Genomic DNA, 16,441 nt, shown 5'->3' on the forward strand with positions numbered 1-16,441 from the left:
ACCCCGGCGATACAACCGGGGACACCTTCCCCGTTTAGCGGGGACACAGGTGCAAACGGGGAAGGTGTCCCCGGTTATTTCCCCACCTTATGTGACGTGGCTCACAGCGCCTGGTCGGCAGAACCCCTCCATCGGGTGCACCCGACGAGCGGTCCCCCACCACCCGGCACAGGCTGATCGCCAGAGCGCAGTCAGGGCCGGCCGGCTGCCGTGGACCGAAGGCGATGCCCTATGCAGCAGCCCCGCCAACGGATACGCGGATGCCGTCGCCCCCTCGCACTCGCCGGGGCGACGGCCCTGGTCATCGCGACCATGGCCTCGGCCAGCTCCACGCTGCACATCCCCGGCCGCGCCGCCGCGGGCCCGGTGGCCGCACCCCGGGGAACAGGCCTCGGTCCGTGCCGGATCGCCGCGACCTTGGGCGTGCAGATGACGGAGGGCATGCCGACACCCCCGGGATACGCGCGCTCGACCGGCCGGCTCAAAGCCCTCAACCTGATGATCGACTTCCCGGACGCCGAGGCGACCGAACCGGCGGCCGACCGGCTCGCCGAATTCTTCCCGCAGACCGCCGAGTGGTTCCGCACCAGCTCCTACGGCCGTCTCATCTACGAACCCCAGGCACCCCTGAAGGACTGGCTGCGGATGCCGCTGCCGTTCTCCGAGTACGGGATAGAACGCGGTTCGCCGTATGAACCCGGCTACCGCAAGCTCGTCAAGGACCTCGTGCGGGTCGCCGACCCGAAGGTCGACTTCGGGGCGTACGACCTCGTCAACGTGCTGGTCACCCCGAACGCGGGACCTTCGGCGCTCGACACGGTGCTGTCCGTGACGTTCTCCGGCAACGACGACGCCCCGTTCGCCGACGGGGTTCCGCTCGCCAACACGTCCTTCGTCTACAGCCGCCAGGACGACGGCTCCGGGTCGTACGCGGAAACCGGATACCGCGTCCTGCCGCACGAGAACGGCCACGTCTTCGGACTGCCCGACCTCTACACCATGGAGGGCGGCGGCTCCGTGGGGCACTGGGACATCATGTCCGAGGACTGGGGGGCCAACAACGACCTCCTGGGCTGGCACAAGTGGAAGCTCGGCTGGCTCGACAACGACCAGGTCAGCTGCGCCGCAGCTACGGGCACCACTGAGCACACGATCGGCCCACTGGCCACGGCGGGCGGCCCGAAACTGGCCTTCGTGCCGCTGAGCGCCCAGTCGGGCTACGCGGTGGAGGTACGGACCGCCGCGGGGAACGACGACGCGATATGCCGGCCCGGGGTCCTCATCTACAAGGTGAGTTCGGACGTCGACACCGGCCAGGGGCCGATATCCGTCGCGGACAGCACCGAGGACAGCGGCGGCTGCACCCGGCGGCCCAACGTCCACGCCGAACTCTCGGACGCGCCGTTCGAACCAGGAGAGACGTTCACCGACCGGTCCAGCGGCATACGCATATCCGTCCTCTCGAAGGACGACGCCGGGGACTACCGGATCAGGATCACCCGGCCGTGACCGCTATCGGCCCCCGCCGTCCCAGTCGTGCTCCCGCAGCGTTCTCCGCAACTCCTGCTTGAGGACCTTGCCCGCCGGATTACGGGGCAGCGGCTCAGGCGTGAGGAGTACACGGGACGGGACCTTGAACGCGGCCAGAGCACCACCCACCCTCGCCCGCAACTCGTCCACCGTGACCTCGGCGCCCGGCCGCAGCGTCACCACGGCCGCGACCTCCTCCCCCAGGACCGGATGCGGAACGCCGAGCACCGCCGCGTCCTCCACGTCCGGGTGCTCGTGCAGGGCGGCCTCGACCTCCGCGCTGTAGACGTTCTCGCCACCCCTGATCACCACGTCCTTGATCCGGTCGAGGACGGTGACACGGCCTGCGCGCACGACAGCCAGATCCCCCGTGCGGAACCACCCTTCGGTGAAGGCCTCCGCCGTGGCCACCTCATCGCGCCAGTAGCCCCGCACCAGGGACTGCCCCCGCAGCCACAACTCGCCGGCCCGTCCCTCCGGGAGGGCCTCCCCGCCCGCACCGGCGATCCGCACCTCCGTGACCGGCGTCGGGACACCGACGGACTCCGGCTGTGCCCGGTAATCGGTGCCGACGTTGGCCAGGACACCGCCGCTGGTCTCGGTCAGGCCGTAGCCGTTGCGCGGTTCGATCCGATCACCGTGCCGGGCGGTGAGATGGGCGACGAGACGCGGTGGAGCGGCCGCACCACCCGTACTCAGCATCCGCAGGGTGTCCAGACCGTCCCCCGCCCGCTCCGCCGCGGCGAGCAACTCGAGCGCTGTGGTGGGCACCCCGGCGAAGTGGGTGATGTGATGCTCACGGATCAGCCTCAGAGCCTCATCGGCCTCCCACTTCCGCATCAGGACGAGCGTGCCCCCCGCCGCCATGGCCCCGTAGAGGCTGGTGAACGCCGCTACGTGGAAGAACGGGTAGGTCATCAGCGTGACCGGCGCCTGTCCCTGACCGGGAACGGCCCCCCGGCCGAGTGCCGAAACCGCCGCCTGGAAGCGCGGATTCAGGGCTGCGCCCGCCTGCGCCAACTGCGTGGCCACCGCCCCCTTGGGCCGCCCGGTGGTGCCGGAGGTGTAGATGATCGTCGCATCGTCCTCCGGCCGGATCTCCACCTCGGGAGGCGCTCCCAGTGGATCGGGCTCCGGGAGGTCCCCGTACCACTCGGCTCGGGCGGGAAGGGGGCCTCCCCATGACGCCGCTCCCCCGCGCCGGCCTTCCAGGTGCCCGGCTGCCGCACCCCGGCCGCCGGGAGCCTGATCCCCGAAGACAACGAAGCGTGCACCGGCACCCTCGCCCCAGGCAGCCACTTTCGGCAACTGGTCCTCGTCGACCAGCAGCACCCTGGGCTCGCAGTCGTCCAGGGCGTGACCGAACTCGGCTGCCGTCCACCAGGTGTTGAGCGGGACGGCGACCAGACCCGCCAACTGGGCCGCCCAGAAGGCGATCTGCCACTCGGGACGATTGCGCATGGCCACCACAGCCCGGTCGCCCGGCCGTAGGCCGTAGACCTGGCTGAACCGACGCGCCAGCGCGGAGGCGGCGGCGAAGAACTGCCGATAGGACCAGACGCCCTGGCGGGCGACGAGGAACGGCTGGTCCCCGAACGCCCAGGTGGTCTCCACGAACTCGCGGAGCGTACGCGGGCCGTCCGCGTAGACGAGCGGACCGTGGTCGGCGCGGACCACGGCGAACGGGGCACCGGGAGCGGTCAGCCTCGCCGAGATACGTTCCAGGGCCGTCGGGTCGCCTGGGTCCCCGGGGCGGGGGACTGCGGAGTCCGGCGACGGGGAGGAAGGCGAGGGGCGGGACGATGGGGAACCACTGCGGTCGGTGTGCGGCACGGACGACCTCCCAAGCACTGTCTCAGCAAGCTGGCGACGCTATGCCCGCACCCGGCCACGGTCAAGAAGTGTCCCCGTCGCCATCCGCTCAGCATCATGCGACCCAGCATCGCGGACCCCACAGCCCCCTCGGGTGGGAAGCCGACATCACCCTTGGGTCAGGCGTTGTCCTTGGCCCCGGGGATCTCCTTCACCGCGTCGACGACGGCTCGCTGCGTGATCGCCGTGTGCCCGGTGACCGTCCCTGCTTTGATCCCCTCCGCGTCCCGCGTCCGCACCGTACGCTCGCCCAGGTAGCTGAAGGTCTTCGGGTCGAAGATCCACTCAGTACGATCGCCGGACGTCTCGTCCGTCCGCGCTATGGCGATCCCGTGCCGGCCGACCGCATCCGTCGTGTCCTCGACCACCACCACACCCGGGATCTTCGCAGCGGCCCGGTAGAGCGCGGACGCCAACTCCGCCGGCATCACCTGCTCCATGACCAGGTCACCGATCGTCGTGAACGCCTGCTGATCAGGGCCGTTTCCCTGCCCTGCCGTCTCCTTGTAGATCTTCCGCAGCAGCTGGTCGGGGTCGGTGGTCAGCGTCTTGAGGTAGTCGTAGCTGGGCGCCCCGATGCTTGGTCTCGCCGGATTGTCCGGGTTGTCGTCAAGGGTCAGCCCCTCCTGTGTCGTGGTGTCGTTGCCCGGCTCGATCAGCCAGCCCTTGCGGCCGTCCGGCGACAACCAGACCTGGCGGGGGTGCAGCTTCTGCACATAGGTCTCGTTCCTGCCGGTGTCGGCGTTCTCCGAGGTCGACAGCCAGGAGACCTGGCTCTTGATGTAGATGAACTGACCAGGCCGAGGCTCCGGGAGCTTCTCCCGCACCGCGGCGCCGGAGATCTGCGCGACCGTGCTGCTGAGACCTTCCGTGGTGCCCTGCGCCACCTGGACGACCGATGCGGGCACGGCTCCCTTCGGTGGCCCGGCCAGGTCACCGCTCTCCTGCCCGGCCAACCGAACGGCGCCGGCCGCTCCGGCCAGCACGGCGACCGCGACAGCAGCCGCGACCAACGCGGCCCGCCGGCCGACACGGCCCGGCCGCTCGGGCGGCGGGACGGACCCTCCGGACGGGGCCCGCCGGCGCTCGTCCGCCGTGCCCCGCGCCTGGGCTTGCTGGATCTCGTACATCAGGTGCTCCTCGATCCTGGTCAGACGGCCGTGGGACAGCACCGGATCGCCCGGCGCCGGCAGCAGCTCCGCCAGCTCCGCGTGGTCGAGCGGCTCCGAGGGCCGCCGCCAAGGGGTGCGATTCATCGGTTTCTCTCCTCGTTCGACCGGACCGCGACTACGCGGCCACCCTGTACTTGTCCGACCACCCCGACCGGTTCCGCCTTTCTCCGTCGACGACGCAGCTCCCCGTCCGTGAGCTTGCGCAACCGGGTCCTCGCCCTCGACAACCGGGAGCGCACCGTGCCGACCGGTACCCCGAACGCGTCGGCTGCCTCCGCGTATCCGAGTCCGGACCAGACACACAGCGCGAAGACCTCACGCTCACCACGGCGCAACTGCCCCAAGGCCGCCCTGGCCGCCGCCAGTTCCTCCGAGTCGGTGATACGTCCGACCAGCTCGTCCGCGAAATCGGGCAGCACGTCGCGCAGTGGGACCCTGGCCAGCGCCTTCTCATGCCTACGAGCGGCACGTCCGGTGTTCCGCAGCACGTTGACCGCGATACCCATCAGCCATGGCCGCGGGCTGTCGCCTTCGTCCCGCAGCCTCTCGCGCAGGCGCCAGGCCTCCAGGAAGGTCAACGACACGATGTCCTCAGCCGCAGCCCAGTCCCCGGTCGTCCGGACGGCATGCCGGTAGACGAGCTGGGCATGGTCACGGAACAACTCCCGGAAGGCTTCCGGGTCCCCCGCGCGGATGCGGGCATGCATCGAGTAGTTCACCTTCTGACTTGTCCGCACACCTCAGCCCGTTGCTGTGATGCGCGTCACATTGTCTGCCCGTCGGCCGTGGGCCGCCCGTTGCCCACGCCGAGCCCTCCCTGCCCCCGGGCCCCACCCGAGGCGATCCGGTACCCTGTCGTTGGCCACACAGCCACGGACCGGCACTCGGCAGGACCCTTCCTCACGGAACTCAGTCGAGAACCCTCCAGCACTGATGTGACCAGGGCGTTTGTCCAGCAGATCCGAAGATCGCCACACTGTATCGACGGATCCGCTCGTCACGGGCCCGCCCCGCCTTCGTAGCTCAGGGGATAGAGCACCGCTCTCCTAAAGCGGGTGTCGCAGGTTCGAATCCTGCCGGGGGCACCAGGGAAAAGGCCCGGACCGATCAAGGTCCGGGCCTTTTTGACGGCACCATTTGACGGCAGCCGTGCCTCAGGCGCCCGGCAGACGGCGCTTGAGCAGGCGGTCCATGTGGCTGATCGCCTCACGCTGAATGTCGTGGACGACGTGGGTGTAGACGTCCATCGTGATGCTGATCTGGCTGTGGCCGAGGATTTCCATGATGACCCTCGGCGCGACACCGGCCGCCGTCAGCAGCGTCGCGCAGCCGTGCCGGGCATCGTGCAGCCGGACCACCCGCAGACCGGCACCGGCTGCCACCCGCGTGAACGAGCGGTAGACGTTGCGGGGCTCCACCGGCCGGCCGTTCCTCGTGGCGAAGATGTAGCCGCCCTCGGACCATGTGACGCCCGTATCGGCGAAAGTCTCCCGCTGCTTCAGCCGGTGCCAGCGCAGCGGTGCGACGCACAGGGCGGGCATCGGCACGACCCTGCGGCGCCTGCTCTTGGGGTCGTCGTCATAGAGCGTGCCCCGGCGGCGCTGGGTCTGGTGGCGGACGTGCAGCACCCGGTTGTCCAGGTCCACGTCCGTCCAGCGCAGGCCCACTAGTTCACCGCGCCGCAGCCCCATGCAGATGGCCAGCATGAACGCGGCATACAGCGGGTCGCTGCGCGCGGCTTCCAGGAAGGACAGGGTCTCCTTCAGTGACCACGGGCTGATCTCGCGCTGCTTCACGCGGGGCGGCTCCACCAGGGAGGCGACGTTGCGCGTGATCAGTTCCTCGCGGACCGCCGCCGTGAGCGCCGTACGCAGCACCCGATGGGCTTCCTTCGCGGTGGCCGCTGTCTGAGCGGCCTGCACCCGGGCGATGAAGCGGCGCACGTCGGCGACGCTCAGCGTCTCCAGCCGCTTGGTGCCGAGCATGGGGATCAGGTAGAGGCGGACGTGCGCCTCGTACTTGTCCAGAGTGCTGAGCTTGCGACGCGACTGGACGTAGTGCTCCAGCCAGTAGGGCAGCCACTCGGACAGCTTGGCCGACCTGGTGGGGGTCGGGATGCCCTGCCGGTCGCGCAGGACCAACTCCTGCCGCTTGGTGTCGCACTCCTCCCATGTGCCGCCGTAGACGGTCTTGCGCTTGCGTGTGCCGTCCGGCTGGGGCACGTAGACGCGGGCTTCGTACCGCCCGTCCTTTCGCTGCCAGATACTGCCGGCGCCGTTCGGGTTCCTCTTCTTCGGGGCCATCAGGCGGCTTCCTCCAGCTTGGCTTCCATGAACGTGCGGAGAGATTCGGCGGGGATACGGCGGGCTCGGCCGATGGTGATGCTCGCCAGCTCTCGCGAGCGGATGAGGTCGTAGACCTTGAAGCGGCTGAGACCCAAGGCCTCCATGACTTCGGGAACCTTGAGTGCTCGATGGGTGGTGGGCAGGGCAGAACTCACGGCGGCCTCCAAGAGAGCGGCGTGTGCTGTGTGCGTTCCGAGGGGCGCGGCTGTCCTAGGTGCGGATTTCTGCGTCACCGCGTCACCCGCGTCACCTGAGCCTTTGACCAGGGAGTTTGGGTGACGGAGCTAAGGAGGGGTGCGTCACCCGTGCGTCACCGCCTGCGTCACCGGGTGACGCAGGTGACGCAGGATGACGCAGAGTCGTCCGTCTGCGTCACCGCTGTTTCCGCAGCTCAGGAGCCGTTTTCTGTCTTTGGTGACGCAGGTGACGCAGACCTTCCCTACTTAGGAAAGAAGAAGGGGGTGTCTGTAGTAGTGGCGGTGATCCTTCAGGCGTGAGAAGGAGCCCTTCGGGCACGCCTTTGGCGCGGCGTTCCGCCGGACAAGCAAGAGGAGCACCCGGCGCGGCGTGCTCTTCTTGCTTGTCCGGGTGACCGGGCGGTGCGGGTCAGAACGCTGTCGCCTGCTCGGGCGGTGCTGGTGGGCTCTGGCGCCGCATTTCGAGGTAGCGGCCCGTTTTGGTGCGGCCCGAGTCGACGAGGACCCCTCGGGCGGCCAGGGTGGGTTGGAGGCGCTTGAGTCGGTCGGAGAGGACTTTGCCGGTGGTCGGCCAGCCCTTGGGCAGGGGCCGCAGTTCGTCGGCGCTGTAGACGCGGCTGAGGCAGTGCAGCCACTCGGTGGACGTCATCCGCTGCTCACCACCGGGTTCGATCGCGTCGGCGTGGAGGAGGACGGTCTGGGCGAGCAGGTCCCCTTCAATGACGTCGTCGTTGAGGTCGTCGAGGCTGGCCCGGTAGGCGGGGAGCGCCCGGAGGCTGGTGGCCGCGTCGAACTGAGCGCAGAGGTGGGCGAAGTCCGCCATCCGCAGATCGGTGGGCGTGTCAGCCTGAGCGGCACGGACCTTGACCGTGAGGTCCAGGAGTGAGCCGAGGATGACGGGCAGTGCCTCTGCGAACTCTGCCCACAGCTCGGCTTCGGTGCGCCTCACGGTGGGGCGCTCCAGGCGCAGGGGCAGGAGGCGTTCGGCGAGGTCGGGGCGGATGACGCCGACGTCGATGCCGGTCAGGAGCAAGGGGCGGCGGTAGCCGACGCGGAAGACGTCTCCGTCGGTGAACAGGGCGCGCTTCACGGACTCGGCTCCGGTGACGATGCAGCACATGGCGTCGGACAGGTCCGGCGTCATGTGGGAGAGGTTGTCCAGCGCAGTGACCCACCCCGCGGCTACGGCTGCGATGAGGTTTTCCTCGTCCTTCGGGGCCCGGCGCAGGTCGCCGGTCATGCCCTCGATGATCCGCACGAGCATCCGGCCGGCCGTGGACTTGCCCGCGCCCTGCGGGCCGGTGAGGAACGGGGCCGGGACGGGTACGGACGGCCCGAGGCAGCCGATCAGCCAGGCGAGAGCCAGGCACTCGGTTTCCGCGTTGGTGAAGTTGGTCAGCCGGAACAGGAGGTCGATGCCCTTGCCGTCGGTGTCCTTGGCAGGCAGGGGGAGTTCCCCGGTGAGCTGGGTGCGTCGCCAGCACACCTCGCGGGGGTCGGGCACGGTGATGTCCCAGCCGGTGGGGTGGATGCGGACGGACTGACCGTCGTTGCGGCCCAGGTCCAGCCACGTCGCTCCGTCGAAGCCAGGGGCCACGCGGATCTGCACGGGCTGGGTGGCCTCGGTCAGTGCCAGGGCTTCGATCAAGTCCAGTGCCTCCTTGAGTGCGGTCCCGTTGAACACGCCGCGCCCGTCCTTGAACAGGCCGACCATGAGTTCTTGGCGGTGGCTGCCCGTCGTGCCCTGCGAGCGGATCGGCCTGGCCACGGGGTGCCCGAGCTTCTGCGCGTAGACGGTGCCGTCAGCGGTGCGGAAGTACCGGAAGTGCGCCTGCGCGTAGTCGGTGATGACCTCGCGTGCAGGGCTCTTCTCGTCGTCAGCCATGTCACAGTCCCAACCTGGTCAAGGCGTTCGTCCACGCGTCGGTGCAGTGCCGGGGGCCCTCACCCTTGGCCTGCGCGGCGGCGAACAGACGCTCGATGTGGGCATCGGTCAGGCACCCGCACCGGCCATGGGCGGACAGCACCGCGAGGAAGGTCCGGTAGACGGTCGAGTGCACTGCGGAGGTGGCCTCGGTGATGCGCTGCTCGGCCATCGCGATGCCACGATCCAGATAGGTAGGTGTGCGGTGACGGCACTGCCCGCCCCCGGCCGGCGCGGACACGCCGACGGGGTGCGGTGCGGGCCGGACCGTGGAGGGTGCCTTGACGGTCAGGGCGCGTACGGCATCGGGGAGGGCGGTCATGGTGCCGGTGCCGGGGCCGAGCCATCGGGCGTAGGCCATGGACGACTTGATGTCCACGCCGGGCCGGACCGCGTTCGCGGACTGCATGGCACCGAGGTAGATCCAGTGCTCCCCACGGGTGGTGGGCACGATCCGAGTGGCGGGCAGGTTCTGGCGGGCCCATGTGATGGCGTCGGCGTCGTCGAGGTCCACGACGGTCAGCCGGGCGCCTGCCGGGTGGTAGGCGACGGCCTGAGCCTGCCGCCACGCCTCCGCCCACGGTGGAGAGGTGAGGGTGGCGGGGTCGGTCGTGGCTGCGGCCCAGCCGTGGCAGACGCCGGGGCAGTCACAGCTCCCGGCGTTCTTCATGGTGGGGCGCCCTCCGCACGTGTTGCCGGCGCATTGGGTGCAGTTGCCGAACGGGAGCTTGCCCGCCCGCAGCGGGAGCGCGGGAACGCCGACCGCCGCGAGGTCCAGGGCCGCGCGCAGGTGGGTACTCATGCAGCCACCTCCACCGGGCGGACAGCGGCGAGTAGGGCGCGGCCGATGTGCTCGGAGAAAGCGGGCGGGATGGCCTCGGTCAGCTCCTCGCGGACGTCGGTCCATGTGATGCCCATGGCCGTCTGCATCTCCGGCACGGTGGCCTTGCCGCCACCGGCGCCGTACGGGGCGACGTAGGGGCCGTCCCGGTAGACGCCGTGCCGGTAGCCCCGCACATAGCCCCGGTGCTTGGGGTGTTCGGGCTGCGGCATGCTCCAGCCGCCCAGCTCGAAGTTGCGGTGCCGCAGAACACCGAGATGGAACATCTCCCCGCACAGCCACACGTCTCGCCGGACCGGAGCTTTCCCGGTGGGCTGCTCGATGACGTACGGCAAGCCGGACGCGTCCAGCAGGGTGCGGAGTTCGGGGATGACCTGCACGTGGGTGCGGCCCCAGCCGCGTGAGGCGTTGGTGCCCACGGTGAGGGCACATCCGGCCTGGCAGGGCGGGGAGGTGTGCACTCCCGCGTACTGCTCAATCTCGCCGGACTTGATGAGGGCGGCGAGGTATTCGAGGGCGTCACCCTGGTGGAAGGTGAAGGGGTAGTTCGAGCGGTCGACGATGTCCACGCCGGTCACTTCGAACCCGGCGCGGTGGTAGCCCATGGCCGCGCCGCCGGCGCAAGAGAAGAGATCGAGTAAGCGGGGTCGGTGGCCGGGTACTCGCCGGATCGGGACAGGTTGAGTCATGCTGGATGTCTCCAGTTCTCTGTAGTGGCGTGCTGGACGAGGGCGGCCCCGGACTTTGGCGAGACGGGGGCCGCCCTTGGTCATGAGGCTTTCGGGCCGCCGGGGCGGCTAAGGGTGTGGGTGGTCGCGGTCGGGGGTCGGCTTCCGCTGAAGGTGTTCCAGCGGCCGGGTCCGCTTCCGCTAGTCGTCATGGGCCCGCTGCTGGTGGGCTTGGTGGGCTTGCCTCGGCTGTCGCTCATCTCGGCTTCCTGACCGTTCGCGCTGCGTTGCGGGAGGGCGCGGCGTTCCTCGGGGTGGTCAACCGTGGAAGCGGTTGCGCTTGAAGACGGCCTTACGGATGTTCACCGTCGTCGCGCCCTTGCTTTGGCTGGCGGTGAGGACCTGTACGGCGATGAAGCCACCGAAGATGACGGCGGCCAGGATGATGAGCTGCTGGACCAGGGCCGCGAGTGCGGCGATGAACGTGGTCAGCAGGACCAGCCCGCCGCAGACGGCACCGAACCCGATCCCACCGAGCGCGACGTTCACCGCCGTACGCGACACGAGCGGCTTGGCCGTGACCGGCTCGGGCTGACTGTGGTCGATGGCGTACCCGGTGATGACCCGCCCGTCGGGCAGCACGATCGACGTCACCGACGGCACCCCGGCAGGCTGCACCGGGACGACCGGAACGGCCGGGTAGGGCGCGATGGGGGTGGGCTGGTGGATGGTCACGGCCCGTTCGGTGGGGCGGTGGCCGGTGTTCTCGGGGAACATGCGGAATCCCTTCCTCTGCTGGTTCAGGGAGGCGGAAGCACCCCCTGCGGGAGGCGCTGTGAGGGGGCTTTAGGGGTGCTGAGCTGGGGTGACTCCCTGCCTCCCTGAACATCATTTGTGCAGGTCAGGCCCAGGGAGGCAGGTCAGGGAGGCGTTCAGGGAGTTCTCCCTGCCTCCCTGACCCGCCCGGGGTGCGCTCCCTGTAATCAGGAAGCGGAAGCGGAACCGTCGGTGTCCCGGTTCGCCAACGCTCGGGCGATGCGCTCACGCCCGACGACCATCCGCCCGTCCGACTTGTACGGCTCGGCCGCCGTGCCATCGAGGACGCGCTTCAGGTCGGCGTGCGTCCAGCTCCCGTAGCTGTCCTCGGACAGCACCGCGAGGCGCTGCAACACGTCTTGGGTCAGGACCCGATTCGTCTCGCCGATGACGGCCGCGATGTCGGCGAGCGGGTCGCGCACCTCGCCCTGCTCGATGACGTGCAGGGTGGTGACGCCGTCGCGCAGGGCGCGGGCCCGGGTGGCGATCTCCTTGGCCTGGTCGTCGTTGATGTAGTGGGTCCGCACGGTGATGGATGCCTGGCCGGCGGGAATCTCGATGCCGTCGGACGCGACGACGAGGGTCCCCTTGTCCAGGCCCTGCCGCAGCAGGTGCGGCGCCGCCCCGCCGTCGATGGCCTTGTCTCCCAGCGCCATCCGGGCCTGCGACTCCGTGCCGAGGACCAGCGAGGCGCGAGTGTGGGCGCCCTCTCGGACCAGCTTGGGAAGGTTCTGGTCCGTGGGGTCCTGCGTGCCCTGCCACAGCGTCACGTCGACTGCGCGCCCCTGGTTGTTGACCTTGCGCACCGCCATGAAGTAACGGGACGTCGCCTTCGACCCGCCGTACGGGCGCTTCTCGCTGTCGACGACCGGGCACATGAACGCGAGCTGCGCCTCGTCCACGATCCCGACCAGCGGTGCGAACTTCGTCCCGGGCGGTGCCTGGAGACGGCGCTCCATCTCCGCGACCAGGCCCTCCACCATCTCGGTGGCCTGGATGACGTGATCGTCGGTCGGCCCCTGGATGAGCACCGTGGCCAGGCCGTCGAACATGGCCCAGTCCCCGACGCCCTTGAGGTCCGCGATCCGGAACTCCACCGTGCGGTCCAGGGCCAGCCACAGGGCGAGGGCCCGGAGTGCTGCGGTCTTGCCCTGGTTGGACAGGCCGGTGATGAGCAGGTGACGCTGATACAGGCTCAGGGCGGCTGCGTCGCCGCGCAGGTCCTGGCCCCACGGCGCCTTGCCGGTCTTGTAGTCGGCCTTGCTGTCCGGGTCGGTGACCAGCGGAGACGGGCCGATCGGCTCGTCCAGCGCGCCACTGTCCGCGACCCACAGGCGGACCGTTCGGGCCGCCTCAGCGATGGTGATGAACACTTCGTGCTCGTGCCGGGACAGGTTCTCGGCGAGCTTGCGCCGCCGCTTCTGCACCTCGTCCGTGGAGACACCGGAAGGCAGGGTCACGTCGACTTCGACCCCGCATCCGGCGATCCGGATCGGGCCCAGCATGCTTGCGCCGGCGTCGCCCATCTCCTTGATGGCGTTCCGCAGCGGAGCGACACCGAGGTTCCGGAGCGCGAGGACGACGATGGACGGGGTGATCGGCTCACCCTCACCGGACCGCACGTTCGCGGGCAGTGCCCACTGGGGTGCGGCCTGCTGGTTCTTGCCCACTGCCCACAGGCCGAGCAAGACCGCCCACGGGCCGATGGTGACGAGGGGGCCCCAGGTCACGGTAATGATGAAGACGATCCAGCGGACCAGCTCGATCAGCGCCATGGTGGGGGCGCCGATGTCGGTCCAGTCCTTGTTGGCGACGGCAAGCATGATGCCCAGGAGCAAGAGACCACCCGCCCCGATGCCGAGACCGGCCGCGATGCCCTTGGCCGCGTCCATCGGCGCGGTGAGCAGGTCCATGCGGCGCCGGTGGCGTTCCTGGCGGAAGCGCTGCCCGCGCTCTTCCCACTCGGTGGCGGCCTCCATGTTCCCCGCGGCTTCCGCCGCACGAAGCATCCGCTCGTAGCGGGAGGCGGTACGGCCCTCCCACGTACGGCGGGCCACGATCCGCGTCCCGCCCAGCACGTACAGCCCGTGGCGGGCGGTCGCGCGGCACGCGGTCTTGGTGTGCTCGTGCGTGGCCACCGTGCGGATACCCCGTGCGGAGCGCACCCACAGGGGCACAGGCGCCTTCTCAGCGACCGGAGTTGTTACAGCGGCCACGTCCACCGGAGCGGGCTCTATGGGGGCGGGGGCGGTCTTTTCGAAGAGAGGAACGACGTTGTCGCTCATGACGGAACGACTCCTGACTGCCCCACAGTTGGGGCGAGGAAGTGTGGGGTGGGGGTCAGGCTGCGGCGGCGGGGACGAGACGGCCGGCGAGGTACTCGGAGCCGTACGCCTCCTTCTCCTCGGCCTCCAGGCAGCGTGCGTGCTCGCGGTCCCAGCGGCGCGACTGCTTCTCGACACCGAGGTCGTGGCGCAGACCGGCGACGAGCCGGTCCCGGACGCCCTTGCGGCTGGTCTGCATCGCGTGGACCAACTCGTGCACGAGCGTGATCGCGAACACCGCTTCGTTGGGGTGCTGGTCGACGTTGACGACGATCAACACCCCGCCGTCGGCGAGCGGGATGGACCGCCCGGCGACGTCCCGGGCGTACCGCTTCGCGTCCCGCAGCGCCCGGGCCTGCATCCTCTTGTCGGTGCATCCGGCGGTCTCCCACTCGGCTGCCGTGCTCACCTCGGCCAGGTTCCGCTCTCCGGTGAGGACGACCTGCACGTCAGGCATGCGGCCGGCCACGGACCGCTCGACGATCCGCACGGCCTCTTCACTCAGGCGCTTGGCAGTGCGCAGGGTGGATCCGTAGCCGAAGAGCTTGTGTGTGCTGACAGTCAGCTTCACTACGTCACTCCGATCGTTGCCGCAGGTCAGGCGGCGGGTTCGATGTCTGAGCAGGGCACGCACATGCCGAGCGAGCGCGGGATGCAGTACCCGACGTCGCGACGGCAGTTGGGGCAGGTCCGGCGGGCCCGCATGGCCGCTTCGAGAGCGACCATGCGAGCGGGCGTCATGGGCCGTACGGGCTTGGCACGGTCGACGCGGTAGAGGTAGGCGACCAGCGGGCCCCGCCGTCGACGGGGCCGCTCCAGCTGCGCGGCCACGTCCTGGCCACCGGGGCGCAGCCCGAGGGCTCGGAGCTGGCGGCGGGTGGCATAGCCGTCCGGGGCCAGGCGCCACCGGTAGACGGGAAGCGTGGCCATCAGGCCACCGCCTCATCCGGCCCGGTGGTCCGCTCAGCCCGCAGCGTCTCGCGCAGTACGCGGGCCTTGGCGGCGGAGGTGTGGACGGCCTTGCGGATACCCTCGGCCGTCAGGTCCCCGACCGGCCAGTCGACGGTAGCCGTCCGTGCCTCGTCGAGCAGTTCGTCTGCCGTGCGGACCGGTCGGGTCGACCGTGCGGCGTCCGGCACGCGTCCGGTCGCCGCACGCGGCCGGGTCGACTCGGCGGCCACCGCCCGTACCTGAACCGGCTCGACCCGCTTGACCAGGTCGACCGGCGCAGGAGCAGGAAGAGCGGGCCGAGCAACGACCGGGACGGCCGGGGCGGGGGTCGACTCTCCCAGGTCAGAGGTAGACCGATTTACGGTCGTCTCTGTGGCTTTCTCCGCATTCGCGGTGTCGACCGGTCGGTGGTGCAGGACCTTCGCCACGAGGTCTGAGCCGAAGTAGATCGACCCGACCGGCAGCGAGGTGGCGAGCAGCACCAGGGCCCAGTTGGCGGGGTCCCAGTCGGCCAGTCGGCCCCAGTCGGCCATCTGGCCGTGCAGCTCCGGGACAAGGCCGTGGACGTAGTTCAGGACCAGCGAAGCCAGGGTGTAGGCGGCCAGCACGCGCAGTGCGAACCGTCGTGCTTCGTCGGTCAGGACGAGCGTGGCGACCAGGGCCAGTGCCATCAGGCCGTCGACGACGAACGGGTAGAGCAGCGCGGCTGTGCCGTCCGCCCCGGTCGCACTCGCCACGTCCCGCAGCGCGTTCCACGAGACACGGAACGCCATCGCGACGACGACCACGAGAGCGGCGACCAGCAGTCCCTTGCCGAAGCGGTTCATTCCGCCTCACCTCCCGTGGCGTCCGGGGTGAGCGGCCGGACCGCGATGGCGGCCCACAGGTGGCGGGGGGCCGGGGAGGTGCGGGTGGCGTTCCACTCCCACTCGGGCCCGTCCGCGACGGCGTAGCCCAGGGCGGTCAGCGCTCGTACGCGCTCCTGCACCGTGGGCATCGGGGTCACGCGGCCGAAGTCGTGCATCGGCCACAAAATGCACGGGGCGTCGGTCAGGACGTAGAGAACCCAGGTGCCGGACGCCTGCGTGGCCATGCGGGCCTGTGGGAGGCTCGCCATCACGCCACCTCGTCAGCGGTCGCGTTCGCCAGCGCCCGGCGAGCCGCCAGCACCCGCCGGCGGGCCCGACGGACCCGGCGCTCGTCCACCTCGTTGGCCGGGTGGTCGATGGTCATGATCTGCGCGTCCAGCAACTCGACCTCCGCCAGGATCAGCGGCATCTCCCGGTCGATCGCGTCCAGCTCGGCAGCCGACGGCTCGATGTCGAGCGCCTCGGCCGTAACAAGGGCCTGAAGTGCAGCGATGGTCTTCATGGGTCGTTTTCTCCTCACAGTGGGACGGCCCGAACAGCGGCCCCGGTGTTCGAGCACCGGGGCCGCGCGCCGTCATGGTCGTTCGTGGGCTACGAGCGACCACGGCGACCCGGCACCGCAGCCCGCCGGAGAGGCGGGCCCGAATGCCGGGCACCGTGAGCGCTGGTGCTTCGGTTCTCCTGATGTCGCACGGCGCTGCTCGTTCCGGGGAGATCCGAGATCCCGGAAGTCGTCGCAGTTTCGAAGGTGTGCCGTGCGGTTCTTAGAGCCGATGGCGTTCCCCGGTCAGGGGGTGTGGGCCCCGGTGTGAAGGGGGCCGTTTCTCGGTCGGCTGGTCTCCACTCGCCTCGGCCGGAACGGTCACGGCCGTACTGACGCGGTGGATCACGCTGTGGAGTTGTCGTAGTCGCACCCGTCCGGGCACGCAATG

General features: G+C 69.9%; 16 protein-coding genes and 1 tRNA gene. 2 read left to right on the forward strand and 15 right to left on the reverse strand.

All coding sequences use genetic code 11. The annotated features are described in order from the left end of the window. Window positions 1–231 precede the first annotated feature (231 nt). A complete protein-coding gene (locus ABZ371_RS04235) occupies window positions 232–1,509 on the forward strand; it encodes a M6 family metalloprotease domain-containing protein (protein WP_358673173.1) in 1,278 nt (425 codons plus the stop codon). A gap of 3 nt (window positions 1,510–1,512) precedes the next feature. Here ABZ371_RS04235 and ABZ371_RS04240 read toward each other — a convergent pair whose 3' ends face one another. The 3 genes from ABZ371_RS04240 to ABZ371_RS04250 form a co-directional block, all read right to left on the reverse strand. Continuing rightward, window positions 1,513–3,207 carry a class I adenylate-forming enzyme family protein gene (locus tag ABZ371_RS04240; RefSeq protein WP_358673176.1) on the reverse strand — a complete coding sequence of 565 codons (1,695 nt, stop codon included), beginning with the start codon at window positions 3,205–3,207 and terminating at the stop codon, window positions 1,513–1,515. 314 nt (window positions 3,208–3,521) lie between these two features. After that, complete coding sequence (locus tag ABZ371_RS04245; protein WP_358673179.1) at window positions 3,522–4,658, reverse strand: CU044_5270 family protein; 1,137 nt, start codon at window positions 4,656–4,658, stop codon at window positions 3,522–3,524. Continuing rightward, window positions 4,655–5,281: an RNA polymerase sigma factor gene (locus ABZ371_RS04250; protein WP_358673182.1), complete on the reverse strand. Its 627-nt coding sequence runs from the start codon at window positions 5,279–5,281 to the stop codon at window positions 4,655–4,657. Before ABZ371_RS04250 ends, ABZ371_RS04245 begins: the two co-directional genes overlap by 4 nt. Window positions 5,282–5,586: 305 nt before the next feature. Here ABZ371_RS04250 and ABZ371_RS04255 point away from each other — a divergent pair. Continuing rightward, window positions 5,587–5,662, forward strand: a tRNA-Arg gene (locus ABZ371_RS04255). Window positions 5,663–5,728: 66 nt separating this feature from the next. On the opposite strand, the gene ABZ371_RS04260 is transcribed toward ABZ371_RS04255, so the two are convergent. From ABZ371_RS04260 to ABZ371_RS04315, 12 genes are all read right to left on the reverse strand, one after another. Then, a complete protein-coding gene (locus ABZ371_RS04260; RefSeq protein WP_358673185.1) occupies window positions 5,729–6,877 on the reverse strand; it encodes a tyrosine-type recombinase/integrase in 1,149 nt (382 codons plus the stop codon). Beyond that, window positions 6,877–7,074, reverse strand: coding sequence for a helix-turn-helix domain-containing protein (locus ABZ371_RS04265; RefSeq protein WP_358673187.1), 198 nt, complete (start codon window positions 7,072–7,074; stop codon window positions 6,877–6,879). The genes ABZ371_RS04260 and ABZ371_RS04265 overlap by 1 nt, the downstream gene beginning before the upstream one ends. Before the next feature lie 451 nt (window positions 7,075–7,525). Further along, window positions 7,526–9,001 (reverse strand): ATP-binding protein, encoded by a 1,476-nt coding sequence (locus ABZ371_RS04270; RefSeq protein ID WP_358673190.1) that lies wholly within the window; start codon window positions 8,999–9,001, stop codon window positions 7,526–7,528. Between the two features lies 1 nt (window position 9,002). Then, on the reverse strand, window positions 9,003–9,842 hold the full coding sequence (locus tag ABZ371_RS04275) for a DNA primase (RefSeq protein WP_358673192.1): 840 nt from the start codon (window positions 9,840–9,842) through the stop codon (window positions 9,003–9,005). Then, window positions 9,839–10,570 (reverse strand): DNA methylase, encoded by a 732-nt coding sequence (locus tag ABZ371_RS04280; RefSeq protein WP_358673194.1) that lies wholly within the window; start codon window positions 10,568–10,570, stop codon window positions 9,839–9,841. Before ABZ371_RS04280 ends, ABZ371_RS04275 begins: the two co-directional genes overlap by 4 nt. A 297-nt stretch (window positions 10,571–10,867) precedes the next feature. Further along, on the reverse strand, window positions 10,868–11,326 hold the full coding sequence (locus tag ABZ371_RS04285; RefSeq protein WP_358673197.1) for a hypothetical protein: 459 nt from the start codon (window positions 11,324–11,326) through the stop codon (window positions 10,868–10,870). A 206-nt stretch (window positions 11,327–11,532) separates the two neighbouring features. Beyond that, a complete protein-coding gene (locus ABZ371_RS04290) occupies window positions 11,533–13,650 on the reverse strand; it encodes an FtsK/SpoIIIE domain-containing protein (RefSeq protein ID WP_358673199.1) in 2,118 nt (705 codons plus the stop codon). Between the two features lie 55 nt (window positions 13,651–13,705). Then, a complete protein-coding gene (locus tag ABZ371_RS04295) occupies window positions 13,706–14,260 on the reverse strand; it encodes a hypothetical protein (RefSeq protein WP_358673201.1) in 555 nt (184 codons plus the stop codon). A 26-nt stretch (window positions 14,261–14,286) separates the two neighbouring features. Continuing rightward, entirely contained in the window at window positions 14,287–14,619 is a 333-nt protein-coding gene (locus ABZ371_RS04300) for an RRQRL motif-containing zinc-binding protein (RefSeq protein ID WP_358673204.1), read from the reverse strand. Next, complete coding sequence (locus ABZ371_RS04305) at window positions 14,619–15,467, reverse strand: DUF2637 domain-containing protein (RefSeq protein WP_358673207.1); 849 nt, start codon at window positions 15,465–15,467, stop codon at window positions 14,619–14,621. The genes ABZ371_RS04300 and ABZ371_RS04305 overlap by 1 nt, the downstream gene beginning before the upstream one ends. Further along, the gene (locus ABZ371_RS04310; RefSeq protein WP_358673210.1) at window positions 15,464–15,757 is read right to left on the reverse strand and encodes a DUF6303 family protein; all 294 of its coding nucleotides are present in this window, start codon (window positions 15,755–15,757) and stop codon (window positions 15,464–15,466) included. Before ABZ371_RS04310 ends, ABZ371_RS04305 begins: the two co-directional genes overlap by 4 nt. Further along, complete coding sequence (locus ABZ371_RS04315) at window positions 15,757–16,011, reverse strand: DUF6284 family protein (RefSeq protein WP_358673212.1); 255 nt, start codon at window positions 16,009–16,011, stop codon at window positions 15,757–15,759. The genes ABZ371_RS04310 and ABZ371_RS04315 overlap by 1 nt, the downstream gene beginning before the upstream one ends. Between the last annotated feature and the right edge of the window lie 430 nt (window positions 16,012–16,441).

It is taken from the genome of Streptomyces sp. NPDC005899, from assembly GCF_040629645.1.
GTDB lineage: Bacteria > Actinomycetota > Actinomycetes > Streptomycetales > Streptomycetaceae > Streptomyces.

Excerpts from the sequence above, each read along its gene's own strand:
- ABZ371_RS04235 (WP_358673173.1), top strand. The coding sequence starts at position 232 with ATGCAGCAGCCCCGCCAACGGATACGCGGATGCCGTCGCCCCCTCGCA.
- ABZ371_RS04245 (WP_358673179.1), bottom strand. The coding sequence starts at position 4,658 with ATGAATCGCACCCCTTGGCGGCGGCCCTCGGAGCCGCTCGACCACGCG.
- ABZ371_RS04250 (WP_358673182.1), bottom strand. The coding sequence starts at position 5,281 with ATGCATGCCCGCATCCGCGCGGGGGACCCGGAAGCCTTCCGGGAGTTG.
- ABZ371_RS04260 (WP_358673185.1), bottom strand. The coding sequence starts at position 6,877 with ATGGCCCCGAAGAAGAGGAACCCGAACGGCGCCGGCAGTATCTGGCAG.
- ABZ371_RS04270 (WP_358673190.1), bottom strand. The coding sequence starts at position 9,001 with ATGGCTGACGACGAGAAGAGCCCTGCACGCGAGGTCATCACCGACTAC.
- ABZ371_RS04275 (WP_358673192.1), bottom strand. The coding sequence starts at position 9,842 with ATGAGTACCCACCTGCGCGCGGCCCTGGACCTCGCGGCGGTCGGCGTT.
- ABZ371_RS04280 (WP_358673194.1), bottom strand. The coding sequence starts at position 10,570 with ATGACTCAACCTGTCCCGATCCGGCGAGTACCCGGCCACCGACCCCGC.
- ABZ371_RS04285 (WP_358673197.1), bottom strand. The coding sequence starts at position 11,326 with ATGTTCCCCGAGAACACCGGCCACCGCCCCACCGAACGGGCCGTGACC.
- ABZ371_RS04290 (WP_358673199.1), bottom strand. The coding sequence starts at position 13,650 with ATGAGCGACAACGTCGTTCCTCTCTTCGAAAAGACCGCCCCCGCCCCC.
- ABZ371_RS04300 (WP_358673204.1), bottom strand. The coding sequence starts at position 14,619 with ATGGCCACGCTTCCCGTCTACCGGTGGCGCCTGGCCCCGGACGGCTAT.
- ABZ371_RS04305 (WP_358673207.1), bottom strand. The coding sequence starts at position 15,467 with ATGAACCGCTTCGGCAAGGGACTGCTGGTCGCCGCTCTCGTGGTCGTC.
- ABZ371_RS04310 (WP_358673210.1), bottom strand. The coding sequence starts at position 15,757 with ATGGCGAGCCTCCCACAGGCCCGCATGGCCACGCAGGCGTCCGGCACC.
- ABZ371_RS04315 (WP_358673212.1), bottom strand. The coding sequence starts at position 16,011 with ATGAAGACCATCGCTGCACTTCAGGCCCTTGTTACGGCCGAGGCGCTC.